Raw genomic sequence first — 17,226 nt, 5'->3', positions numbered from 1 at the left:
CGCACGTGCGTGCGGACACGGTCTCGCCGGTTCCGGGTCGCCCGCGCGACGGCGCGAGCGGCCGTCCATTATCCGCCCACGACGCCGGTGCCGTGCACCGCCCCCCGGCCCGCCCGTGCCGCTTCTCACCCCGCCCGGGTGCGCGACCGGGCTCGTCCGGCTCTAGGCTGCCCCCGCCACACCGCCCGACGAGAGGACCCTGCGTGACGACGCACAGCACAGGAGCGCCCGACGGTGCCCTCGTGCTCCCCGACCTCGGTGCCGGGACCGGCGACCTGATCGAGGGCGACGCGCGGAACCCGCGGATCCGGGTCCTGCTCGTCGAGGACGACGACGGCGACGCGCTGCTCGTCGACGAGCACTTCCAGGACGCGGGGCTCGACGTCGACCTCACGTGGGTCCGGACCCTCGACGAGGCCGTCGAGCGCCTCGACGTCGACTGCGTGCTGCTCGACCTCGGCCTGCCGGACGCGATGGGTCTCGGGGCGCTGGACCGGCTGCTCGCCGCCGGTGCCCCCGCCGTGGTCGTGCTCACCGGTCTGTCGGGGACCGACGTCGGCGTGCGGGCCGTCGCCGCCGGCGCGCAGGACTACCTCGTCAAGGGCGAGGTCGACGGCGAGCTGCTCGGGCGGTCCGTGCGGTACGCCGTGCAGCGCCGCCGGCTCGAGGACACCGACCGGGCGCTGTACCGGAGCCTGGTGCGCGCCAACGAGATGACCCGCCTCGAGCGCGCCCTGCTCCCGAACCCGCTCGTGCACGACGCCCGCATCGAGGTCCAGGTGGGGTACCGCGCGGGTCGGGACGGGCTGCTCGGCGGTGACTTCTACGACGTCGTCGAGTGCACCGACGGGCGTGTGCTCGCGATCGTCGGCGACGTGTGCGGCCACGGCCCCGACGAGGCGGCGCTCGGTGCGACGCTCCGGACGGCGTGGCGGACGCTCGTGCTTGCCGACACCCCGACGGAGCGCATCCTCGGCCTGCTCGAGCGGGTCCTCGTGGCGGAGCGCTCGCGTCCCGAGGTGTTCACGACGGTCTCGATGGTCGCCGTGTCGCCCGACGGGACGTCCGCGGACCTGTACCTGGCCGGCCACCCCGTGCCGATCCTGCTCGGGCCGCCGTCCACGACCCTGCCGACCCACGCGCGCGGACGTGCGCTCGGGATCCCGGTGAGCGGTGGCTGGGACCCGTGCCACCTCGAGCTCGGCGAGGCCTGGCGGGTGATGCTCTACACCGACGGCGTGCTCGAGGCGACGGTGGGCGGAGGACGGGAGCGCGTCGGCAAGGCCGGCCTCATCGCCGTCCTCGACGCCGGGCTCCGCACCGGCCGGCAGGACCTCGTCGACCACGTCCTGCAGCAGGTCCGGCGCATCCACGGGGGAGAGCTCGTCGACGACACCGCCGTGGTCGTCCTGGGGCGTGGCGCATGAGCGCCGCGACCGGGCGTGGGCGCATGGCCGGCACGACGCTGCGGCAGCGGCTGTCGCGCACCCTGGCGCTCGCGGGCGTCCTGCTCGGTGTCGTCGTCCTCGTGTCGGGGCTCGCGGTCGAGCGCATGGTCGACCGGCAGCACGACGTGACGGAGACCTACTTCCTCGCGGTGACCCGCGCCGAGGCCGCGTACACGCGCCTCGTCGACGCGGAGACCGCGGTGCGCGGGTACGCGCTCACCGGTGACGCCGTGACGCTCGAGCCGTTCGAGCGGGCGACCAGCTCGGCGACGTTCGTCGAGCTGGCGGAGGAGACCGAGCGCGACATCGTGACCCCGGAGGTCACCCGGGCCGCGGGCGCCGCGTCGCAGGCGGCGGAGCGGTGGGAGCGCGAGTTCGCGGCACCGGCGATCGAGGCGGTCGACCTCCGGGGGGCGGCCGCGGTGAGCACGCAGGACATCGAGCGCGGCCGCGTCCTGTTCGACGAGACGCGCACCGCCGTCGAGGGCTACCTCGACGTGCTCCGGGCGGAGCGCCGGGAGGCGGTCGACGAGCTCGCGCTGTGGACCCGGCTGGTGGCCGGCGCGCTCGTCGTCCTGTCCCTCTCGGCGGTCGCGGTCGGGATCGCCCTCTCGGTGCTGCTGCGCCGGTGGATCGCCGCCCCGCTCGCGGACCTCGCCGCCGACGCCCGGGCGGTGAGCTCAGGAGACCTCGACCACCCGGTGCTGTCGACGGGCCCGGGGGAGATCGCCGACCTCGCCGCCGACGTGGAGAGCATGCGCGTCGCGCTCGTCGCGCAGCTCGGCGCGCTGCGGGCCTCGTCCGCCGAGATCGCCGCGGCGCACGAGCAGCTCACGGAGCAGGCCGAGGAGCTGCGGCGCTCCAACCGGGACCTCGAGCAGTTCGCCTACGTCGCGTCGCACGACCTCCAGGAGCCGCTGCGCAAGATCGCGAGCTTCACCCAGCTCCTGCAGAAGCGCTACGGCGGTCAGCTCGACGACCGCGCGGACCAGTACATCGCGTTCGCGGTCGACGGCGCGAAGCGCATGCAGCAGCTCATCCAGGACCTGCTCGGCTTCTCGCGCGTCGGGCGCATGGTCGGCGAGCCCGTCGACGTGGACCTGGACGAGGCGCTCGACGACGCGCTGAGCAACCTCAGCGAGGCCGTGGCGGAGTCGGGCGCGGTCGTCACGCGCGACGGGCTCCCCGTCGTGCGGGGCGAGCGCGCACTTCTCGTGCAGCTCCTGCAGAACCTCGTCGGCAACGCGATCAAGTTCCGGCGCCCGGACGAACCGCCCGTGATCCGTGTCGGAGCGCGCGAGGTGGCAGAATCCTGGGAGCTCGAGTGCCGGGACAACGGGATCGGCATCGACGCGCAGTACGCGGAGCGGGTCTTCGTCATCTTCCAGCGGCTGCACGCCAAGGACGTCTACGACGGCACCGGGATCGGGCTCGCGCTGTGCAAGAAGATCGTCGAGCACCACGGCGGTCGGATCTGGATCGAGCCCCGGGACGGGGACGGCACGTCCGTGCGCTGGACGCTGCCCCGCCTCGCCCGGGCCGAGGACTGAGCGCCCGAGCCGGGCCGGACGGAACGGAGTGGCGATGTCCCCCACCAAGATCATCGACGTGCTGCTGGTCGAGGACGACCCGGGCGACGTGCTGATGACGCGCGAGGCGTTCGAGGACAACAAGGTCGCGAACCGGCTGGCGGTCGTCTCGGACGGCGTCAGCGCGCTCGCGTACCTGCGCAAGGAGGGCGAGCACGCCGACGCGCCGACGCCCGATCTCATCCTGCTCGACCTCAACCTGCCCCGCATGGACGGCCGCGAGGTGCTGCAGGCGCTCAAGCAGGACGACGACCTCCGCTCGATCCCGGTCGTCGTGCTGACCACCTCGGAGGCCGAGGAGGACGTGCTGCGCAGCTACTCGCTGCACGCCAACGCGTACGTCACGAAGCCCGTCGACTTCGAGCGGTTCATCGACGTCGTGCGCCAGATCGACGAGTTCTTCGTCTCGGTGGTCCGCCTCCCGACGCGCTGAGCGGCGTCGGGAAGAGGGCGGCGCCCGCGCGCGTTGTGAGGGGACGACGGGTCGGGCGGCACACGACGACCCGCACCCCCCAGCACGCATGCACGAAGCACCGACGAGAGTGAGGACCCCATGCTCGACCCGAGCGAGATCTACGGTGTCGACCCCGCGGTCGCGGCCGAGGTCGAGGCCCGGTCCGCAGGTGGGACCGGCCCCGTCCTGGTGCACGCCCTGCGCGGGTTCGTCGACGCCGGCAACGCGGGCCAGCTCGCCGCCGGCCACCTGACCGACGAGCTCCCGACCGCCCGACTGGCGACGTTCGACGTCGACCAGCTGCTCGACTACCGGTCGCGGCGGCCCACGATGACGTTCGACTCCACGACGTGGAGCCACTACGCGGAGCCGGAGCTCGTGGTCGACCTCGTGCGCGACAGCGCGGGTGTCCCGTTCCTGCTCATGCACGGTGTCGAGCCGGACGTGCAGTGGGAGCGGTTCGCCGCCGCAGTGCGCCAGATCGTCGAGCGCTTCGACGTGCCGCTCACCGTCGGGGTGCACGGCATCCCGATGGGGATCCCGCACACCCGTCCGCTGTCGGTGACCGCGCACGGCACGCGCCCCGAGCTCGTGGCCGACCACCCGTCGTGGTTCGGGACCGTGCAGGTCCCGGCGAGCGCGAGCGCACTCCTCGAGATGCGTCTCGGGGAGTCGGGCCACGACGCGATGGGCTTCGCCGTGCACGTGCCCCACTACCTCGCGCAGTCGGCGTTCCCGCAGGCCAGCATCGCGGCGCTGCAGAACGTCGAGCGCGCGACCGGGCTCGGGCTCAAGGTCGGCGCGCTCACGGCGACCGCCGAGGAGACGAGCGAGGAGATCGACCGCCAGGTCAGCGGGTCCGAGGAGGTCGCGGCCGTCGTGCACGCGCTCGAGGAGCAGTACGACGCGTTCGCCCGCAACCTCGGTCGCACGGGCCTGCTCGCGGAGACGACCCAGCTGCCCACGGCCGACGAGCTCGGCGCCGAGTTCGAGCGCTTCCTGGCGGAGAACAGCGAGGACGGCCCGGGGGACTGACCCCGAGGGCGCCCCGCCGTCGCCGGCGCGGGACCCGGCGCTGCCCGGTCGGTGCCGGGTGCCGGCCCGCGGCGGTGGAGGATGGGCTCCCGTGAGCACCCCCGTCCCGTCCTCGTCCCGCGCCCTGCTCGTGTGGGGCGTCGCGGTCGTGGCCTACGTGGTCGCGGTGCTCAACCGCTCGTCGCTCGGCGTCGCGGGGCTCGAGACCGCCGAGCGCTTCGACGTGGGAGCGTCGCTGCTCGCGACGTTCGCCGTCGCGCAGCTCGTCGTGTACGCGGGCCTGCAGATCCCGGTCGGCGTCCTGCTCGACCGCCTCGGTCCGCGCCTGCTCATCGCCGGGGGCGCGGTGCTCATGGGCGTCGGGCAGCTCGTGCTCGCGGTCGCGACCGAGGTGCCCGGCGCGCTGCTCGGCCGCGTCCTCGTCGGCGCGGGCGACGCCATGACGTTCGTCTCGGTGATCCGGCTGATCCCCGCGTGGTTCCCCGTCCGGCGCGTCCCGCTGCTCACGCAGGTGACGGGCGCCGTCGGCCAGCTCGGGCAGATCCTGTCCGCCGTGCCGCTCGTGCTCGTGCTGCACGGGCGCGGCTGGGGCGCGGCGTTCGGCAGCCTCGCTGTGCTGAGCCTCGCGACGGCGCTGCTCGTGGCGTCGTTCGTGCGTGACTCCCCGGACGAGGCGCGCGGCGGGCGGACGTGGCGGCGTCGGTCCGTCGGTCCGGGCGAGCGCACCGCCGACGAGGTGCTGCGGCCACGCGCGGCCCGGCCCGCGGACGGCGGTGCCCTGCGCGTCGTCGTGCGGGAGCCCGGCGTGTGGCTGGGGTTCTGGGCGCACTTCCTGACCCCCTTCAGCTCGCAGGTCGTCGTGCTGCTGTGGGGGTTCTCGTTCTTCGTCGAGGGGCAGGGCCGCACGACCGGAGAGGCGAGCGTGCTGCTGAGCGTCAACGTCGTCGCCGCGATCGTCGCGGGTCCGCTGCTGGGGGAGCTCGCCGCGCGCCGGCCGGGTCGCCGCACGCGCGCCGTCCTCGTCATCGCGGTCGCCGTCGCGGTCGCGTGGGTCGTGGTCCTCGCGCCGCCGGGCCCCCGGGGTCTGGGCGTGCTCGTCGTGTTCTCCGCGGTCGTCGCCGTCGGCGGCCCCGCCTCCCTCATCGGGTTCGACCTCGCGCGCAGCTGTGTCACCCCGGCGCGCCTCGGCACGGCGACGGGCCTGGTCAACACCGGCGGCTTCGTCGCAGCGCTCACGTCGATGCTCGCGATCGGTGTGGCGCTCGACGTGCTCGCCCCCGGCGGGGACCGGGGGCTCGACGCGTACCGCGCGGCCTTCGCGCTGATGTCGGTGCCCTGGCTGCTCGGCGTCGCCGGAGTCCTCGTGAGCCGCCGGCGGACCCGCGCCGCGCACCCCGGGATCTCGCTCTGACGCCTCGTGACGGGCCGTCGGCGGCTCGCGCGATGCATGGCACGGCCATCATCGGACCGTGACCTGATCGTTGCGCGACGCGTCCCTTTTCGCGGCAGAGAACGATGGCGCTCGAAAGAGGGTGCGTGAGAGTATCGGGGGCGTTGCAGTGACGTACTGACGCTTGACCGGCGCCCCCGCAGGGATGTGGAGGCACCGCCAGCCCGAGCGGCTGGTCCACCCGGTGCAGGACGTGGGACAAGGCATTGCGGCACGGCCTGAGCGCACGGCTCAGGGTCGTCACCGGTTGGAACAGAAGGACGAGAACATGGCACAGGGTGCTGTCAAGTGGTTCAACGCTGAGAAGGGCTACGGGTTCATCGCCCAGGACGGCGGCGGCGCCGACGTCTTCGTCCACTACTCGGCCATCGACTCGCAGGGCTACCGCTCCCTCGAGGAGGGGCAGCGCGTGGAGTTCGAGATCACGCAGGGTCCGAAGGGTCCGCAGGCCGAGCAGGTCCGCCCGCTCTGATCACCGACGTGCGGCGCCGTCGCTGACGACCCGCTGCTCGTCGACGAGGCCGTCTCCCTCCGGGGAGGCGGCCTCGTCGTCGTCCGGTGGGTGCGCCCGTCCGGTGGCGCGGCCACGCGCCGATCGGGCTGCGCGGCGGTGCCGGGCGTGCTGCGTGCCGACGGCTCAGCCGTCCTCGTCGGCGAGCAGCGGCGCGGCGTCGAGCAGCGGGCGGGCCGGGCCGACGAACGCCGCGAGCTCGGCGCCGCGCAGCAGCCGCGACGGCGTCGGGAGGGAGCGGAGCGTCCGCTCGAGCGCGGCGGAGTCGAGCAGGTCCGGGTCGCGCGTCCCCGCGAGGACGAGGTTGCCGTAGCGGCGCCCCCGGAGCTGACCGGGCTCGGCGACCACCGCGACGTACGGCAGCACGGCCGCGAGCGTCGCCGCCTCGGCGCGCACGAGAGCGAGCGGCGGGCGGTCGGCGCAGTTCGCGAGGTACAGCCCGCCCTCGCGCAGCACGCGGTCGACGTCGGCGGTGAACTCGCGCGTCGTCACGTGCTCGGGCGTGCGGTCACCCGCGAACACGTCACGGACCACCACGTCGACGCTCGACGAGGCGAGCGTGGCGAGCTCGGCGCGTGCGTCGCCCGCCCGGATCCGCAGCGCCGGGGCGCGCGGCAGGTCGAACCACTCGCGCACGAGCTCCGGCAGCGCGGCGTCGAGCTCGACCGCGACCTGCCGCGAGCCGGGCCGGGTGGCGTGCACGTACCGCGCGAGCGCGCACCCGCCCGCACCGAGGTGCACGACCGTGAGCGGGTCCCGCGGGGCATCGAGACGGTCGACGAGCGCAGCCATCTGCTGCATGTACTCGAAGTCGAGCCGGGTGGGGTCCGCGAGGTCGAGGTGGCTGCTGGGCACACCGTTGACGAGGAGCGTCACCCCGTCGGGGTCGTCCGGGCTGCGCACCACCTCGACGGTGCCCGTGGGGACCCGCACCGGGCCCTGCGGCCACCGGGGCGATGTGGGTGGTCGGTGAGAGGCTGAGGATCGTCGTCCCGATCGGTCACGTGCGGCCACGCGTCCACCGTAAGGGTTGACCCGTTCGAACACGTGTTCGATAATGAGATCTCAGGAGTCGGAGGAGGTGGCGGGAGTGGCACACGAGCACCGGGTGGTGAGCGCGGGCCTTCCGCCGCGCGCCGCGAGCCTCGTCCAGCGGGCGGAGGCCGAGCTGGTCGCGGCGCAGTTCTCGCCGGAGCCCTGGGAGCGGTTCTCGCATGCGCACCTGGCCGCCCTGCGAGCGGGCGCGGCCGTGGTCGCGGAGCGGGGCAAGCCGGGAGGTCGGCGAGCCCCTCGCACGGTGTGGGAGATGCTCGACGCGGTCGCACCCGAGCTGGGCCGCTGGAGCGGGTACTTCGCCGGCGGCGCCGGCCTCCGCGCCGCGATCGAGGCCGGCCGCTTCGAGACGGTGTCGGCGGAGCGCGCGGAGCAGGTGCTCTGCGCTGCGGAGGACTTCCTCGACGAGGTCCGCTCGATGCTCGAGGAGAGCGCGGACCACCTCGCTCCCGTGCCCGAGCGCCCGCGGCTCGTCGCCGCGCGGGCGTCGTGAGCCGCGCGCCGCGCTCACCGTCGCTGCGACGCGACTGGGGTTCGGAGGAGGACGGCTGCTCGATCCTCCACGTCGACATGGACGCGTTCTTCGCGTCGGTCGAGCTCGCACGGCGGCCGCAGCTGCGGGGACTACCCGTCATCGTGGGCGGCGCTGAGCGCTCGGTCGTGCTCGCGGCGACGTACGAGGCGCGCGCGTTCGGCGTGCACTCGGCGATGCCCATGGCGGTCGCCCGCCGGATGTGCCCGCAGGCCGTGGTCGTGGCACCGGACCAGGAGGCGTACCGCGCCGTCTCGACCTCGGTCATGCAGGTCCTGCGGGACGTCACGACTCTCGTGGAGCAGGTCAGCGTCGACGAGGCGTTCCTCGACGTCGCCGGTGCACGTCGCCGGCTCGGGCCGCCCACGCGGATCGCTGCGCTCATCCGCGAGCAGGTCCACCGCCGTCACGGCATCACGTGCTCGGTCGGCATCGCGAGCACCAAGTTCGTCGCGAAGCTCGCATCAGGCCACGCGAAGCCGGACGGCGTCCTCCTGATCCCCAAGGCGGCGACCGTCGAGTTCCTCCGCGCCCTGCCGGTCGGCGCGTTGTGGGGCGTGGGGGAGCGCACGGAGTCGGCGCTCGCCCGGTGGGGCATCCGGACCGTCGCCGAGCTTGCCGACAGCGACGTCGCCACGATCCAGCGCGCGGTCGGCCGCGTCGCCGGTGCCCATCTCCACGACCTCGCGTGGGGCCGCGACCCCCGGCCGGTGCAGCCCGGGCGGGACGAGAAGAGCATCGGTGCCGAGGTGACGTTCCCGTCGGACGTCGCGGACCTCGCGGTCGTCCAGACGCAGGCGCTCGACCTCGCCGACCGGTGCGCTGCGCGCCTGCGGCACCAGAACCTCCTCGCGCGCACCGTCACGGTGAAGATCCGCACGTCCGACTTCCGGACCCTGACGCGGTCCCGCACGCTGCCGACTCCGACGGACGTGGGCCGCGAGCTGTACCTCGTGGCGCGCGAGCTGCTCGCCGGGGTGGATCTCGGCGGGCTGCCCGTCCGGCTCGTCGGCGTGCGCGCCGAGGGTCTCAGCCCCGCGGCGTCGACCGTCCGTCAGCCGACGCTCGAGGAGGCCGTGGGTGAAATCAGTCAGGGTCGCCGGGAGGCAGAACGCGTGATGGACCACGTGCGCGAGCGATTCGGCGCGGCGGCGATCCGTCCGGCGTCCTCCGCGCGGGTAGTGGGGCGCGGTTCGACTACCGAGATCGGCCGCGGGGACCTATCCTGAGGTGAAGAGAACCTCGACGGAAGTACGGGGGTAGTAATGCCTCTGTCCGAGTACGAGCAACGCGTACTGGAGCAGATGGAGCGGCAGCTCACGTCTGACGACCCCAGGCTCGCGAACACGTTGACCGCGCGTGGGCGAAAGCCCATGAGTCGGTACGTGCTCGCCGGTGCCGGGGCGGTCGTCGGACTGCTGCTGCTCGTCGCCGGCGCAGCCGCGTCGCTGGCTTGGCTCGGCGTGATCGGCTTCGTCGTCATGTTCGCCGCCGTGGCGTTCGCGTTCGCGAGCCCGCGTCAGTCGGGGCCGGCCGGTGTCGTCCGCCCTGACGGGCGCGTCACTCCGCCACGCAAGAAGCGTCAGGGCGGCCTCATGCGACGTCTCGACGAGCGGTGGCAGCACCGTCGCGACGAGGGCGGTCGCTGACCCGTCTTGCACCTGCCCGGCGCCGTCGACGCCGACGGCCCGAGGTGCAGCGTCACGGTGCGACCCTGCGGCTTCACGGCGCGGAGGTGCGGCTTCACGACGCGGCCCTGCTCGCCGGATCGTGCGGTCATCGCGCGTTGACCGCACGACGCCGAGGACGTCTGACGTGCAGCCGGCCGCGCGTGGTCGCACCTGCGGCACGCCCGCGCACCTGACCTCGCCGCGACGGTGCGCAGCCGTTCTCGAGCGCCGGCCCGGGCTGAGGCGTGGCGGCAACGGAGGCCGTGCCCCGTCGCCCGGCATGCAGCCGCCGTCCGACGGGCGGCCTGCCCGGCACACAGGGGTTCCGGCGCCGCGGGGCCTCAGTCCCGGTTCGCCGTGGTGGCCATCGCCTCCGTGCGCTTCTCGCCCGGGGACAGCACCCCGGCGAGCACCTGCGCGACCCAGGTCTCGAGCTCGTCGGCCGTGACCTCCGCCGGTGTCGGGGCGTACCGCTCCGACTCGACGGCCCGGGCGAGGGAGCGCAGCGCAGCCTCCGCATCGGCGTCGAGCGCCTCCCCGTGCGCCTGCGCCACGCGGGTGCGCACGACCTCGACGGCCTGGCGCGGTGTCGTGGCCGACGACCACGCGGCCCCGGCCGGCTCGAGGCGTGTGCGCAGCCGCTCCCACGCCTGCTCGGGGTCGAGCTCGGCTGCGCGGGCGGCTCGCCGGCGCCGCAGGACGACGGCGACGGCGGTGGCCGAGGTGAGGAGCAGGACGAGGCCCGCGGCGACGACGGCGAGCGGGAAGCCGTCGTCCTCCGGGGTCGCGCCGGGCGCTGTGGTCGCACCGGGCAGCGGTGCCTGGCTTGCCGCGCCCGTCGGGATGGCCGGTACCTCGCGCTCCTCGGCCGTCCCGGTGAGCAGCGCGAGCGGGTCGCTCCACCGGGGCGGGAGGCCGGTCTGGACGGCCGGCGTCGGTTCGAAGCGGACCCAGCCGGCACCGGCGAAGTACAGCTCGGGCCAGGCGTGGGACTGCCGTCCCGTCACGACGTACTCGCGGTCGCGGTTCGGCACGCCGGGCAGGAACCCGACGCCGATGCGTGCGGGGATGCCGAGCAGGCGCGCCATCATCGTCATGCTCGTGGCGAACTGCACGCAGTAGCCCTGGCGGCTCTCGAGGAAGTCCCACACGGCGTCGTCGGTGCGGGCGGGCGGCACGCGCGTGTCGTACGTGAAGTTCTGGGTGTCCCGGAAGTAGGACTGCAGCGCGAGGGCCTGCTCGTAGGTCCCGTCGGCATCGGCGGTGATCTCGGCGGCGAGCGCCCGGATGTCGGCGGTGTGCTGGGTCTCCGGGACGGAGGTGTACGCGTCGGTGTCGGCCGGGGTCCCCTCGCCCTGCTCGCGGAGGGAGTCCGCGGTGATCTCGGGGACCTGCACGGTCATGGTGTAGCCCGTGCCCTGCTGCGTGCTGCGGCTGCCGACGACCTCGTCCTGCTCGGGGTCGTAGGACCAGGCGCCGTCGATCGCGACGGTGCGGGGGAAGGTGCTGACCGGCAGGCGCTGCTCACGCAGGCCCTCGACGAGCACCTCGACGCGGGCGAGGGTGCCGCCGGCCGGGTCCGGCTCCGTCCCGGCGAGCCCGGGATCGGACGTCAGCAGCCGGTCGGGCTCCCAGCTCGCGAGCTCGCCCGTCTCGGTCCGCTGCCAGCTCCGCCCGTCGAAGTCGCGCAGGGTGAAGGCTCGCAGCGGACCGATCAGGCGGGCGTCGGTGGGCGGGGTCAGGTCGCTCGCGGTCGGTTGCGGGTCGGCCTCCGTGGTCCCGTCGGGGGAGGAGACCGTGTACCGCAGGACGACCTGGCCCGAGCGGGCCCCGAGGCTCTCGCGCAGGTCGAGGTCGTCGCTCAGCCGCAGCGGCCCGACGGGGCCCGAGCCCAGCTGGGGGAGGTCGAGGGACGCCCACCCCGGAGCGGCCGCGACGAGGGGGCCGGCGACGAGGGTGAGGACGACGATCGCGGTCGCGCCGGCGAGGGCCTCGACGGTGCGACGCGGCCCCTGCTCGGAGGACGCGGGCGGTGCGACGCTGAGCGCGAGGAGCAGCAGGAAGGCCATCCCGGCCCAGAACAGGGCCCAGCCGGACGCGGGGAACCCGAGCACGATCGTGGGGATCCACAGGAAGCCGAGCACGAGGCCCGACCACGCCGGGGCGCCGAGCCCGATCGCGAGCGCGTCGGCGACGAGGAAGGCCGACGCGGCGCCGACGACGACGAGCAGCTCGACGGGGCGGCTCGCGACCATCGGCACCAGCGCGGCGTTGATCAGCGCGACCGCCTCACGGACCGCGGCGAGCAGGCGCTCGAGCGAGCCGGTGTCGGGGACGACCTGGACGCGGCCGGGCGGTCCGCCGTAGACGACGAGCACCCCGAGGGCGAGCAGCACGAGGCCCGCGAGGGAGGGAGCCCACCACGACCGGGTCACGTGCCGCACCCCGGCGGTCACGCCCGCGAGGAGCAGGACGGTGACGACCGCGGCCGTCGACCAGCGGCCGGGTGCGAGGAGGCCGGACAGCGCGAGCAGGCTGCCGCACGTCGCGACGGCCACGAGCGCCGAGCCCAGGAGGGAGCGGATCCCGCGCGGCAGCATCCCGACGCCGGTCATCGGGCCGACCCGAGGAGCCGCAGCCAGCACTCGCCGATGTCCTCGCCCGGGGTCACGGGGCACGCCCGCCACCCGGCCCGCCGGAGGGCGCGCACCGTCTGCTCGACCTCCCGCTCCTGCGTCGCCGACCCGTCCGCGGTGCGCACCATCGCCCATCCCTGTGCCGTGTCGGTGAGGCTCGCGAGCGCCGCCCGGGAGCGTGCGGTCAGCGGTCCGAGGACGGCGAGGACGACCTCGCCGCCCGCGTCCGTCGTCTGCAACAGGCGCGCCGCCGCGAGGAGGTCGGCGTCGGCCGCGGCGGGCGACTCGGCGACGGCGAGGTCGATCGTGCGGTCGAGCAGCTCGGCACGGGCGTTCCCGGAGGCGCGTCCCTGGACGTGCCGGGCTGTGCGCCGGCCGTCCTGGCCGAGCGGGCCGCCGACGAGCCGCACCGGGTGCCCGGCGTCGAGCATCGCGAGCGCGACCGAGGCTGCGAGCGAGATGCTCCACTCGAGCGCGACGGCCCGGGTCGGCGGGTCCAGCAGGACGCTCACGGGGCGCATCCCGGCGCGCTCGTCCGACCGGACCATGAGCTCGCCGCGGCGCGCGCTGCTGCGCCAGTGCACGCGGCGCAGGTCGTCGCCGAGGCGGTAGTCGCGCAGCGCGGCGTCGTCGGTCGACGGCGACCGGGCGCCGAGCGCGACGCGGTCCGGCTCGCCCGCGAGCACCTCGCGCGGGACCGGGAGCGCCGTGACCGCCGGCCACACGGCGACGTCGGCGTGCTCCCCGAGGGACGTCGTCGCGCGCGCCACGCCGAACGGGTCGGTGCGCGCGACCACGAGCGGTCCGAGCGCCCAGCGGCCTCGCCGTGCGGCGACGACCGGGTAGGCGAGCGCGACGCGGTGGGGTGCCCGGCTCACGTGCGCCCGCAGCGGCCGGCCGCCCGAGAGCTCCGCGGACGCCTGCTCGCCGAGCCGCAGCCCCGCGAGGCGCGCGCGCCCGGCCGTGTCCGCGGCGAACACCGCGACCTCGACGTCCGCCCGCTGTCCCGCGTGCACGGGGTTCGGGCTCACGGTGCGGTGGACCTGGAGGCGGTGGCGACCGCGCGCCGGGTCGAGCACGCCGACGCCCACGAGCGCCGCGACGACGAGGAGCAGCACGAGGGTGCCGATCCGCACGAGGTCCACCGCGCCGATCACGACGCCGACCACCGTCGCGACCAGTCCGGCCGCGGCGAGCCCGACACCGCGCGCGGTCAGGCGGAGGCGCATCAGCCCGTCGCCCGCCGCTCGCGCGGGATGCCCGTGCCGCTCGTGGGCAGCGGGATGCGGTCGACGATCTCCCGCACGGTGTCGCTCGTGGTGCGGCCCGAGAGGCGGGACTCGGTGCTCGGCAGGAGGCGGTGGGCCAGTACCGGCTCGGCGAGCTGCTGCACGTCGTCGGGGAGCACGTGGTCCCGGCCCGACATCGCTGCGAGGGCCTTCGCGGCGCGCAGCAGCTGGATGGCGGCGCGCGGCGAGGCCCCCAGGCGGAGCGCGTGGTCCTCGCGGGTCGCCGTGACGAGCTCGACGATGTAGCGCTTGACCGACGGGGCGGCGTAGAGCCTGCGGGCGGTCGCGATGAGCCGGGCGACCTGCTCGGCGTCCGTCACGGGCCGCATCCCGTCGAGCGGGTCGGACGTCTCCTGGAGGTCGAGCATGTCGAGCTCGGACTCGACGCTCGGGTACCCGACGGTGAGCCGCGCCATGAACCGGTCGCGCTGGGCCTCGGGCAGCGGGTAGGTGCCCTCCATCTCGACGGGGTTCTGCGTCGCGACGACGAGGAACGGGCGGGGCAGGGGGTACGTCTGGCCGTCGACGGTGGCCTGCGCCTCCTGCATGCACTCGAGCAGCGCCGACTGGGTCTTGGGGGAGGCGCGGTTGATCTCGTCGCCGATGACGACGTGCGCGAAGAGCGGGCCCGGGCGGAACTCGAACTCGTGCGTCTGGCTCCGGAAGATGTTGACGCCCGTGAGGTCGCTCGGCAGCAGGTCGGGCGTGAACTGGATCCGGCCGACAGAGCAGTCGATGGTCCGGGCGAGCGCCTTCGCGAGCGTCGTCTTGCCGACGCCCGGGACGTCCTCGAGGAGGAGGTGGCCCTCGGCGAGGAGCACGGCGACCGTGGTGCGCACGAGCTCGGAGCGGCCGGTGACGACCTGCTCGATCCCGGCGCGCATCCGGTTGGTGGTCTGCACGAGCGTGTGGAGCTCGGCTGTCGTGGGGACGGCCTGCAGCATTGTCGACTCCTTCGGCGGGCTAGGACGAGCGTACGGGGCCGGACGGGTCGCACGTGCTCCGTACGGGTGAACCCGCGCGGAGGCCGCGCGGGGTGCGCGCACGCCTCCCCACATCCCTCCACCCCCCGCCGGACGTCGTCCGGCGGGGGGCGCGCGATGTCCGTTTCGGGAGGGTTGCGACGGGGCGAACCGGACCAAATGGTGCGACGAAGACGACGTCGGCCGCAACGCCCGCGACACGGCGGCGCAAAACTCCTCCACTCTCCTCCACCCGCTCTGACCTGCGGATCTATCGTGAAGGCGGGGTGAAACACCGACCATTCCCGTTGCGTGTGGAGGGAAGTGGAGTAGCGTGGAGCCACTTGGTGAGCACTGGATGAGAAGCCTTCACGAGACCCGGGACGCGAGTGATGACGACGAGCAGAGGGGGCCGCCGTGAGCAGCGAGTCGAGCCTCAGCGGCTTCGGCTCGTACGCGCCGTTCCTCGGGACGTACACCCCCCGTCTGGACGACAAGGGGCGGCTCATCCTGCCCGCGAAGTTCCGGTCGCAGCTCGCGCCCGGACTGGTCATGACGCGCGGTCAGGAGCGCTGCCTGTTCCTGCTGCCGATGGACGAGTTCCGTCGGATGCACGAGCAGATCCGGCAGGCGCCCGTGACCAGCAAGCAGGCGCGGGACTACCTGCGCGTCTTCCTGTCCGGTGCGAGCGACGAGATGCCGGACAAGCAGGGACGCATCTCGATCCCGCCCATGCTCCGCACCTACGCGGGGCTGGACCGGGAGGTCGCGGTGATCGGCGCGGGGACCCGCGTCGAGATCTGGGACCTCGCGGCCTGGGAGACGTACCTCGCCGAGCAGGAGGCGGGCTACGCCGAGACGGCGGAGGAGGTGTTCCCGCACGGTCCCTTCTGACCCACGACTGACGCGCAACGCACGAGCAGCAGGACCGCACGACCAGGCCGCGAGGCCGCCCGGTGAGATCTCCTCCCGTCCGTTCTGACGCACTTCCCCGGCGTCAGAGGGCCGGTGGGGGATCTGGTCGGACGGCGGAGGGGCCGTTCGACCACACACGACGCGGCGTCACGAGGAGCCGCGCAGCCCGGGCACGAGCGCGAGAGGAGGGGTGATGACCGCGGACGACCAGCAGCGGGCGGGCGACGCTGCGACGCGGCACACCCCGGTCCTCCTCGAGCGGTGCGTCGAGCTGCTCGCTCCCGCTCTCGACGCCCCCGGCGCGGTCCTCGTCGACGCGACCCTCGGCATGGGTGGCCACACCGAGGGAGTCCTGCGTGCGCTGCCGCACGCGAGGGTCGTCGGGCTCGACCGCGACCCGCAGGCGCTCGCGCTCGCGGGACGGCGCCTCAAGGCGTTCGGCGACCGGTTCACCGGGGTGCACGCGGTGTACGACGAGATGCCCGACGTGCTGCGCCGGCTCGGGCTGGCGTCCGTCCAGGGCGTCCTCATGGACCTCGGGGTCTCCTCGCTGCAGCTCGACGAGACGTCGCGCGGCTTCTCCTACTCCCAGGACGCGCCGCTCGACATGCGCATGGACGCCACGACGGGCATCACCGCGGCCGACGTCCTGAACACCTACGACGAGAAGGCGATCGCGCGGGTCCTGCGGGTGTACGGCGAGGAGCGCTTCGCCGGGCGGATCGCACGCGAGGTCGTGCGCCGTCGCGCCGAGGCGCCGCTGACCCGGACCGGCGAGCTCGTCGACGTCCTGCGTGCGGCGATCCCTGCGGCGGGGCGCAAGACGGGGGGCAACCCCGCCAAGCGCACGTTCCAGGCCCTGCGCATCGAGGTGAACGGCGAGCTCGAGGTGCTCGAGCGCGCGCTGCCCGCCGCGGTCGAGTGCCTGTCGGTCGGCGGGCGCATCGTCGTCGAGGCGTACCACTCGCTCGAGGACCGCCTGGTCAAGCGGGCCCTCGCCGTCGGCGCGACGTCGAGCGCGCCCCCCGGACTTCCCGTCGAGCCCGAGACGCACCAGCCGTACCTCCGGCTGCTCACGCGAGGGGCCGAGGAGGCGGACGACACCGAGCGCGAGCGCAACCCGCGCTCGCAGTCCGTCCGCCTCCGCGCCGCCGAGCGACTTCGCCCCACCCCGCACCACCTGCGCGCCACCACCGCGCCGAGGAGATCCGCATGAGTGCTCAGTCCGCCGTCCGCGTCGCCCCTGCCCGTGCACCTCGCCCGAGCTCTCCGCAGGCGGCCCCGCAGACGACGCCGCGGCTGCTGCTCGTCCGGGCGCCGGCGCACACCCGCACCCGCGTGCCGTTCGTGCTCGTCTGCATGGCGATCCTCGGCGGTGCGCTGCTGACCGCTCTGCTGCTGAACACGACCATGGCGAGCGGGGCGTACGAGAAGCACGACCTCGACCGCGAGCTCGCGCGCCTGTCGGTGCAGGAGCAGGACCTCGCGGCGGAGCTCGACCGGCGCAGCTCGCCGAGCGAGCTCGCCGCGGCGGCGCGTGCGCTCGGCATGGTGCGGGCGACGAGCCCGGCGTGGCTCCAGCTGTCCGACGGCTCGGTGCTCGGCGCGCCGACACCGGCGGGAGCAGCCGGATGACGGGCCGGGCCCCGGTGCGCGCGACGGCGCCGGCGGCCCGGCGCGCC

General features: G+C 74.6%; 16 protein-coding genes. 12 read left to right on the top strand and 4 right to left on the bottom strand.

Annotated elements, in window-relative coordinates; translation table 11 throughout:
• Positions 1–275 precede the first annotated feature (275 nt).
• The 6 genes from ACWFNE_RS18690 (at position 276) to ACWFNE_RS18665 (ending at position 6,448) form a co-directional block, all read left to right on the top strand.
• The gene (locus tag ACWFNE_RS18690; RefSeq protein WP_452123986.1) at positions 276–1,427 is read left to right on the top strand and encodes a PP2C family protein-serine/threonine phosphatase; all 1,152 of its coding nucleotides are present in this window, start codon (positions 276–278) and stop codon (positions 1,425–1,427) included.
• Positions 1,424–2,998, top strand: coding sequence for a sensor histidine kinase (locus tag ACWFNE_RS18685; RefSeq protein ID WP_452123924.1), 1,575 nt, complete (start codon positions 1,424–1,426; stop codon positions 2,996–2,998). The genes ACWFNE_RS18690 and ACWFNE_RS18685 overlap by 4 nt, the downstream gene beginning before the upstream one ends.
• 34 nt (positions 2,999–3,032) lie before the next feature.
• Positions 3,033–3,470, top strand: coding sequence for a response regulator (locus ACWFNE_RS18680; protein ID WP_452123923.1), 438 nt, complete (start codon positions 3,033–3,035; stop codon positions 3,468–3,470).
• 120 nt (positions 3,471–3,590) lie between these two features.
• Complete coding sequence (locus tag ACWFNE_RS18675) at positions 3,591–4,526, top strand: proteasome assembly chaperone family protein (RefSeq protein ID WP_452123922.1); 936 nt, start codon at positions 3,591–3,593, stop codon at positions 4,524–4,526.
• Between the two features lie 91 nt (positions 4,527–4,617).
• Positions 4,618–5,937 carry an MFS transporter gene (locus ACWFNE_RS18670; RefSeq protein ID WP_452123921.1) on the top strand — a complete coding sequence of 440 codons (1,320 nt, stop codon included), beginning with the start codon at positions 4,618–4,620 and terminating at the stop codon, positions 5,935–5,937.
• A gap of 307 nt (positions 5,938–6,244) precedes the next feature.
• Positions 6,245–6,448: a cold-shock protein gene (locus tag ACWFNE_RS18665; RefSeq protein ID WP_066582120.1), complete on the top strand. Its 204-nt coding sequence runs from the start codon at positions 6,245–6,247 to the stop codon at positions 6,446–6,448.
• Positions 6,449–6,613: 165 nt separating this feature from the next.
• Here ACWFNE_RS18665 and ACWFNE_RS18660 read toward each other — a convergent pair whose 3' ends face one another.
• Positions 6,614–7,390, bottom strand: a complete 777-nt coding sequence (locus tag ACWFNE_RS18660) for a spermidine synthase (RefSeq protein ID WP_452123920.1) — start codon at positions 7,388–7,390, stop codon at positions 6,614–6,616.
• 187 nt (positions 7,391–7,577) lie between these two features.
• Between ACWFNE_RS18660 and ACWFNE_RS18655 the strand changes: the two genes are divergently transcribed.
• From ACWFNE_RS18655 to ACWFNE_RS18645, 3 genes are read left to right on the top strand one after another with little or no spacing between them, the layout of a single operon-like run.
• The gene (locus tag ACWFNE_RS18655) at positions 7,578–8,033 is read left to right on the top strand and encodes an SAV_6107 family HEPN domain-containing protein (protein ID WP_452123919.1); all 456 of its coding nucleotides are present in this window, start codon (positions 7,578–7,580) and stop codon (positions 8,031–8,033) included.
• The gene (dinB, locus tag ACWFNE_RS18650; protein WP_452123918.1) at positions 8,030–9,301 is read left to right on the top strand and encodes a DNA polymerase IV; all 1,272 of its coding nucleotides are present in this window, start codon (positions 8,030–8,032) and stop codon (positions 9,299–9,301) included. Before ACWFNE_RS18655 ends, dinB begins: the two co-directional genes overlap by 4 nt.
• A gap of 36 nt (positions 9,302–9,337) precedes the next feature.
• Positions 9,338–9,721, top strand: a complete 384-nt coding sequence (locus tag ACWFNE_RS18645; RefSeq protein WP_452123917.1) for a DUF3040 domain-containing protein — start codon at positions 9,338–9,340, stop codon at positions 9,719–9,721.
• A gap of 362 nt (positions 9,722–10,083) precedes the next feature.
• Here ACWFNE_RS18645 and ACWFNE_RS18640 read toward each other — a convergent pair whose 3' ends face one another.
• From ACWFNE_RS18640 to ACWFNE_RS18630, 3 genes are read right to left on the bottom strand one after another with little or no spacing between them, the layout of a single operon-like run.
• Positions 10,084–12,357, bottom strand: a complete 2,274-nt coding sequence (locus ACWFNE_RS18640) for a transglutaminase family protein (RefSeq protein WP_452123916.1) — start codon at positions 12,355–12,357, stop codon at positions 10,084–10,086.
• Positions 12,354–13,607: a DUF58 domain-containing protein gene (locus ACWFNE_RS18635; protein ID WP_452123915.1), complete on the bottom strand. Its 1,254-nt coding sequence runs from the start codon at positions 13,605–13,607 to the stop codon at positions 12,354–12,356. The genes ACWFNE_RS18640 and ACWFNE_RS18635 overlap by 4 nt, the downstream gene beginning before the upstream one ends.
• Positions 13,607–14,611: an AAA family ATPase gene (locus ACWFNE_RS18630; protein ID WP_452123914.1), complete on the bottom strand. Its 1,005-nt coding sequence runs from the start codon at positions 14,609–14,611 to the stop codon at positions 13,607–13,609. Before ACWFNE_RS18630 ends, ACWFNE_RS18635 begins: the two co-directional genes overlap by 1 nt.
• A gap of 435 nt (positions 14,612–15,046) precedes the next feature.
• On the opposite strand from ACWFNE_RS18630, the gene mraZ reads away from it, so the two are divergent.
• From mraZ to ACWFNE_RS18615, 3 genes are all read left to right on the top strand, one after another.
• A complete protein-coding gene (mraZ, locus tag ACWFNE_RS18625) occupies positions 15,047–15,523 on the top strand; it encodes a division/cell wall cluster transcriptional repressor MraZ (protein WP_258726762.1) in 477 nt (158 codons plus the stop codon).
• A gap of 214 nt (positions 15,524–15,737) precedes the next feature.
• Entirely contained in the window at positions 15,738–16,760 is a 1,023-nt protein-coding gene (rsmH, locus tag ACWFNE_RS18620) for a 16S rRNA (cytosine(1402)-N(4))-methyltransferase RsmH (protein WP_452123913.1), read from the top strand.
• On the top strand, positions 16,757–17,179 hold the full coding sequence (locus ACWFNE_RS18615) for a hypothetical protein (protein WP_452123912.1): 423 nt from the start codon (positions 16,757–16,759) through the stop codon (positions 17,177–17,179). The genes rsmH and ACWFNE_RS18615 overlap by 4 nt, the downstream gene beginning before the upstream one ends.
• Positions 17,180–17,226 lie beyond the last annotated feature (47 nt).

The sequence above is a fragment of the Cellulomonas sp. NPDC055163 genome (genome assembly GCF_053607065.1).
Note: the sequence above shows the minus strand (reverse complement) of the source record. Positions and strands in the feature narration are given on the sequence as shown.

Excerpts from the sequence above, each read along its gene's own strand:
- ACWFNE_RS18685 (WP_452123924.1), top strand. The coding sequence starts at position 1,424 with ATGAGCGCCGCGACCGGGCGTGGGCGCATGGCCGGCACGACGCTGCGG.
- ACWFNE_RS18680 (WP_452123923.1), top strand. The coding sequence starts at position 3,033 with ATGTCCCCCACCAAGATCATCGACGTGCTGCTGGTCGAGGACGACCCG.
- ACWFNE_RS18675 (WP_452123922.1), top strand. The coding sequence starts at position 3,591 with ATGCTCGACCCGAGCGAGATCTACGGTGTCGACCCCGCGGTCGCGGCC.
- ACWFNE_RS18665 (WP_066582120.1), top strand. The coding sequence starts at position 6,245 with ATGGCACAGGGTGCTGTCAAGTGGTTCAACGCTGAGAAGGGCTACGGG.
- ACWFNE_RS18645 (WP_452123917.1), top strand. The coding sequence starts at position 9,338 with ATGCCTCTGTCCGAGTACGAGCAACGCGTACTGGAGCAGATGGAGCGG.
- ACWFNE_RS18640 (WP_452123916.1), bottom strand. The coding sequence starts at position 12,357 with ATGACCGGCGTCGGGATGCTGCCGCGCGGGATCCGCTCCCTCCTGGGC.
- ACWFNE_RS18635 (WP_452123915.1), bottom strand. The coding sequence starts at position 13,607 with ATGCGCCTCCGCCTGACCGCGCGCGGTGTCGGGCTCGCCGCGGCCGGA.
- ACWFNE_RS18630 (WP_452123914.1), bottom strand. The coding sequence starts at position 14,611 with ATGCTGCAGGCCGTCCCCACGACAGCCGAGCTCCACACGCTCGTGCAG.
- rsmH (WP_452123913.1), top strand. The coding sequence starts at position 15,738 with ATGACCGCGGACGACCAGCAGCGGGCGGGCGACGCTGCGACGCGGCAC.
- ACWFNE_RS18615 (WP_452123912.1), top strand. The coding sequence starts at position 16,757 with ATGAGTGCTCAGTCCGCCGTCCGCGTCGCCCCTGCCCGTGCACCTCGC.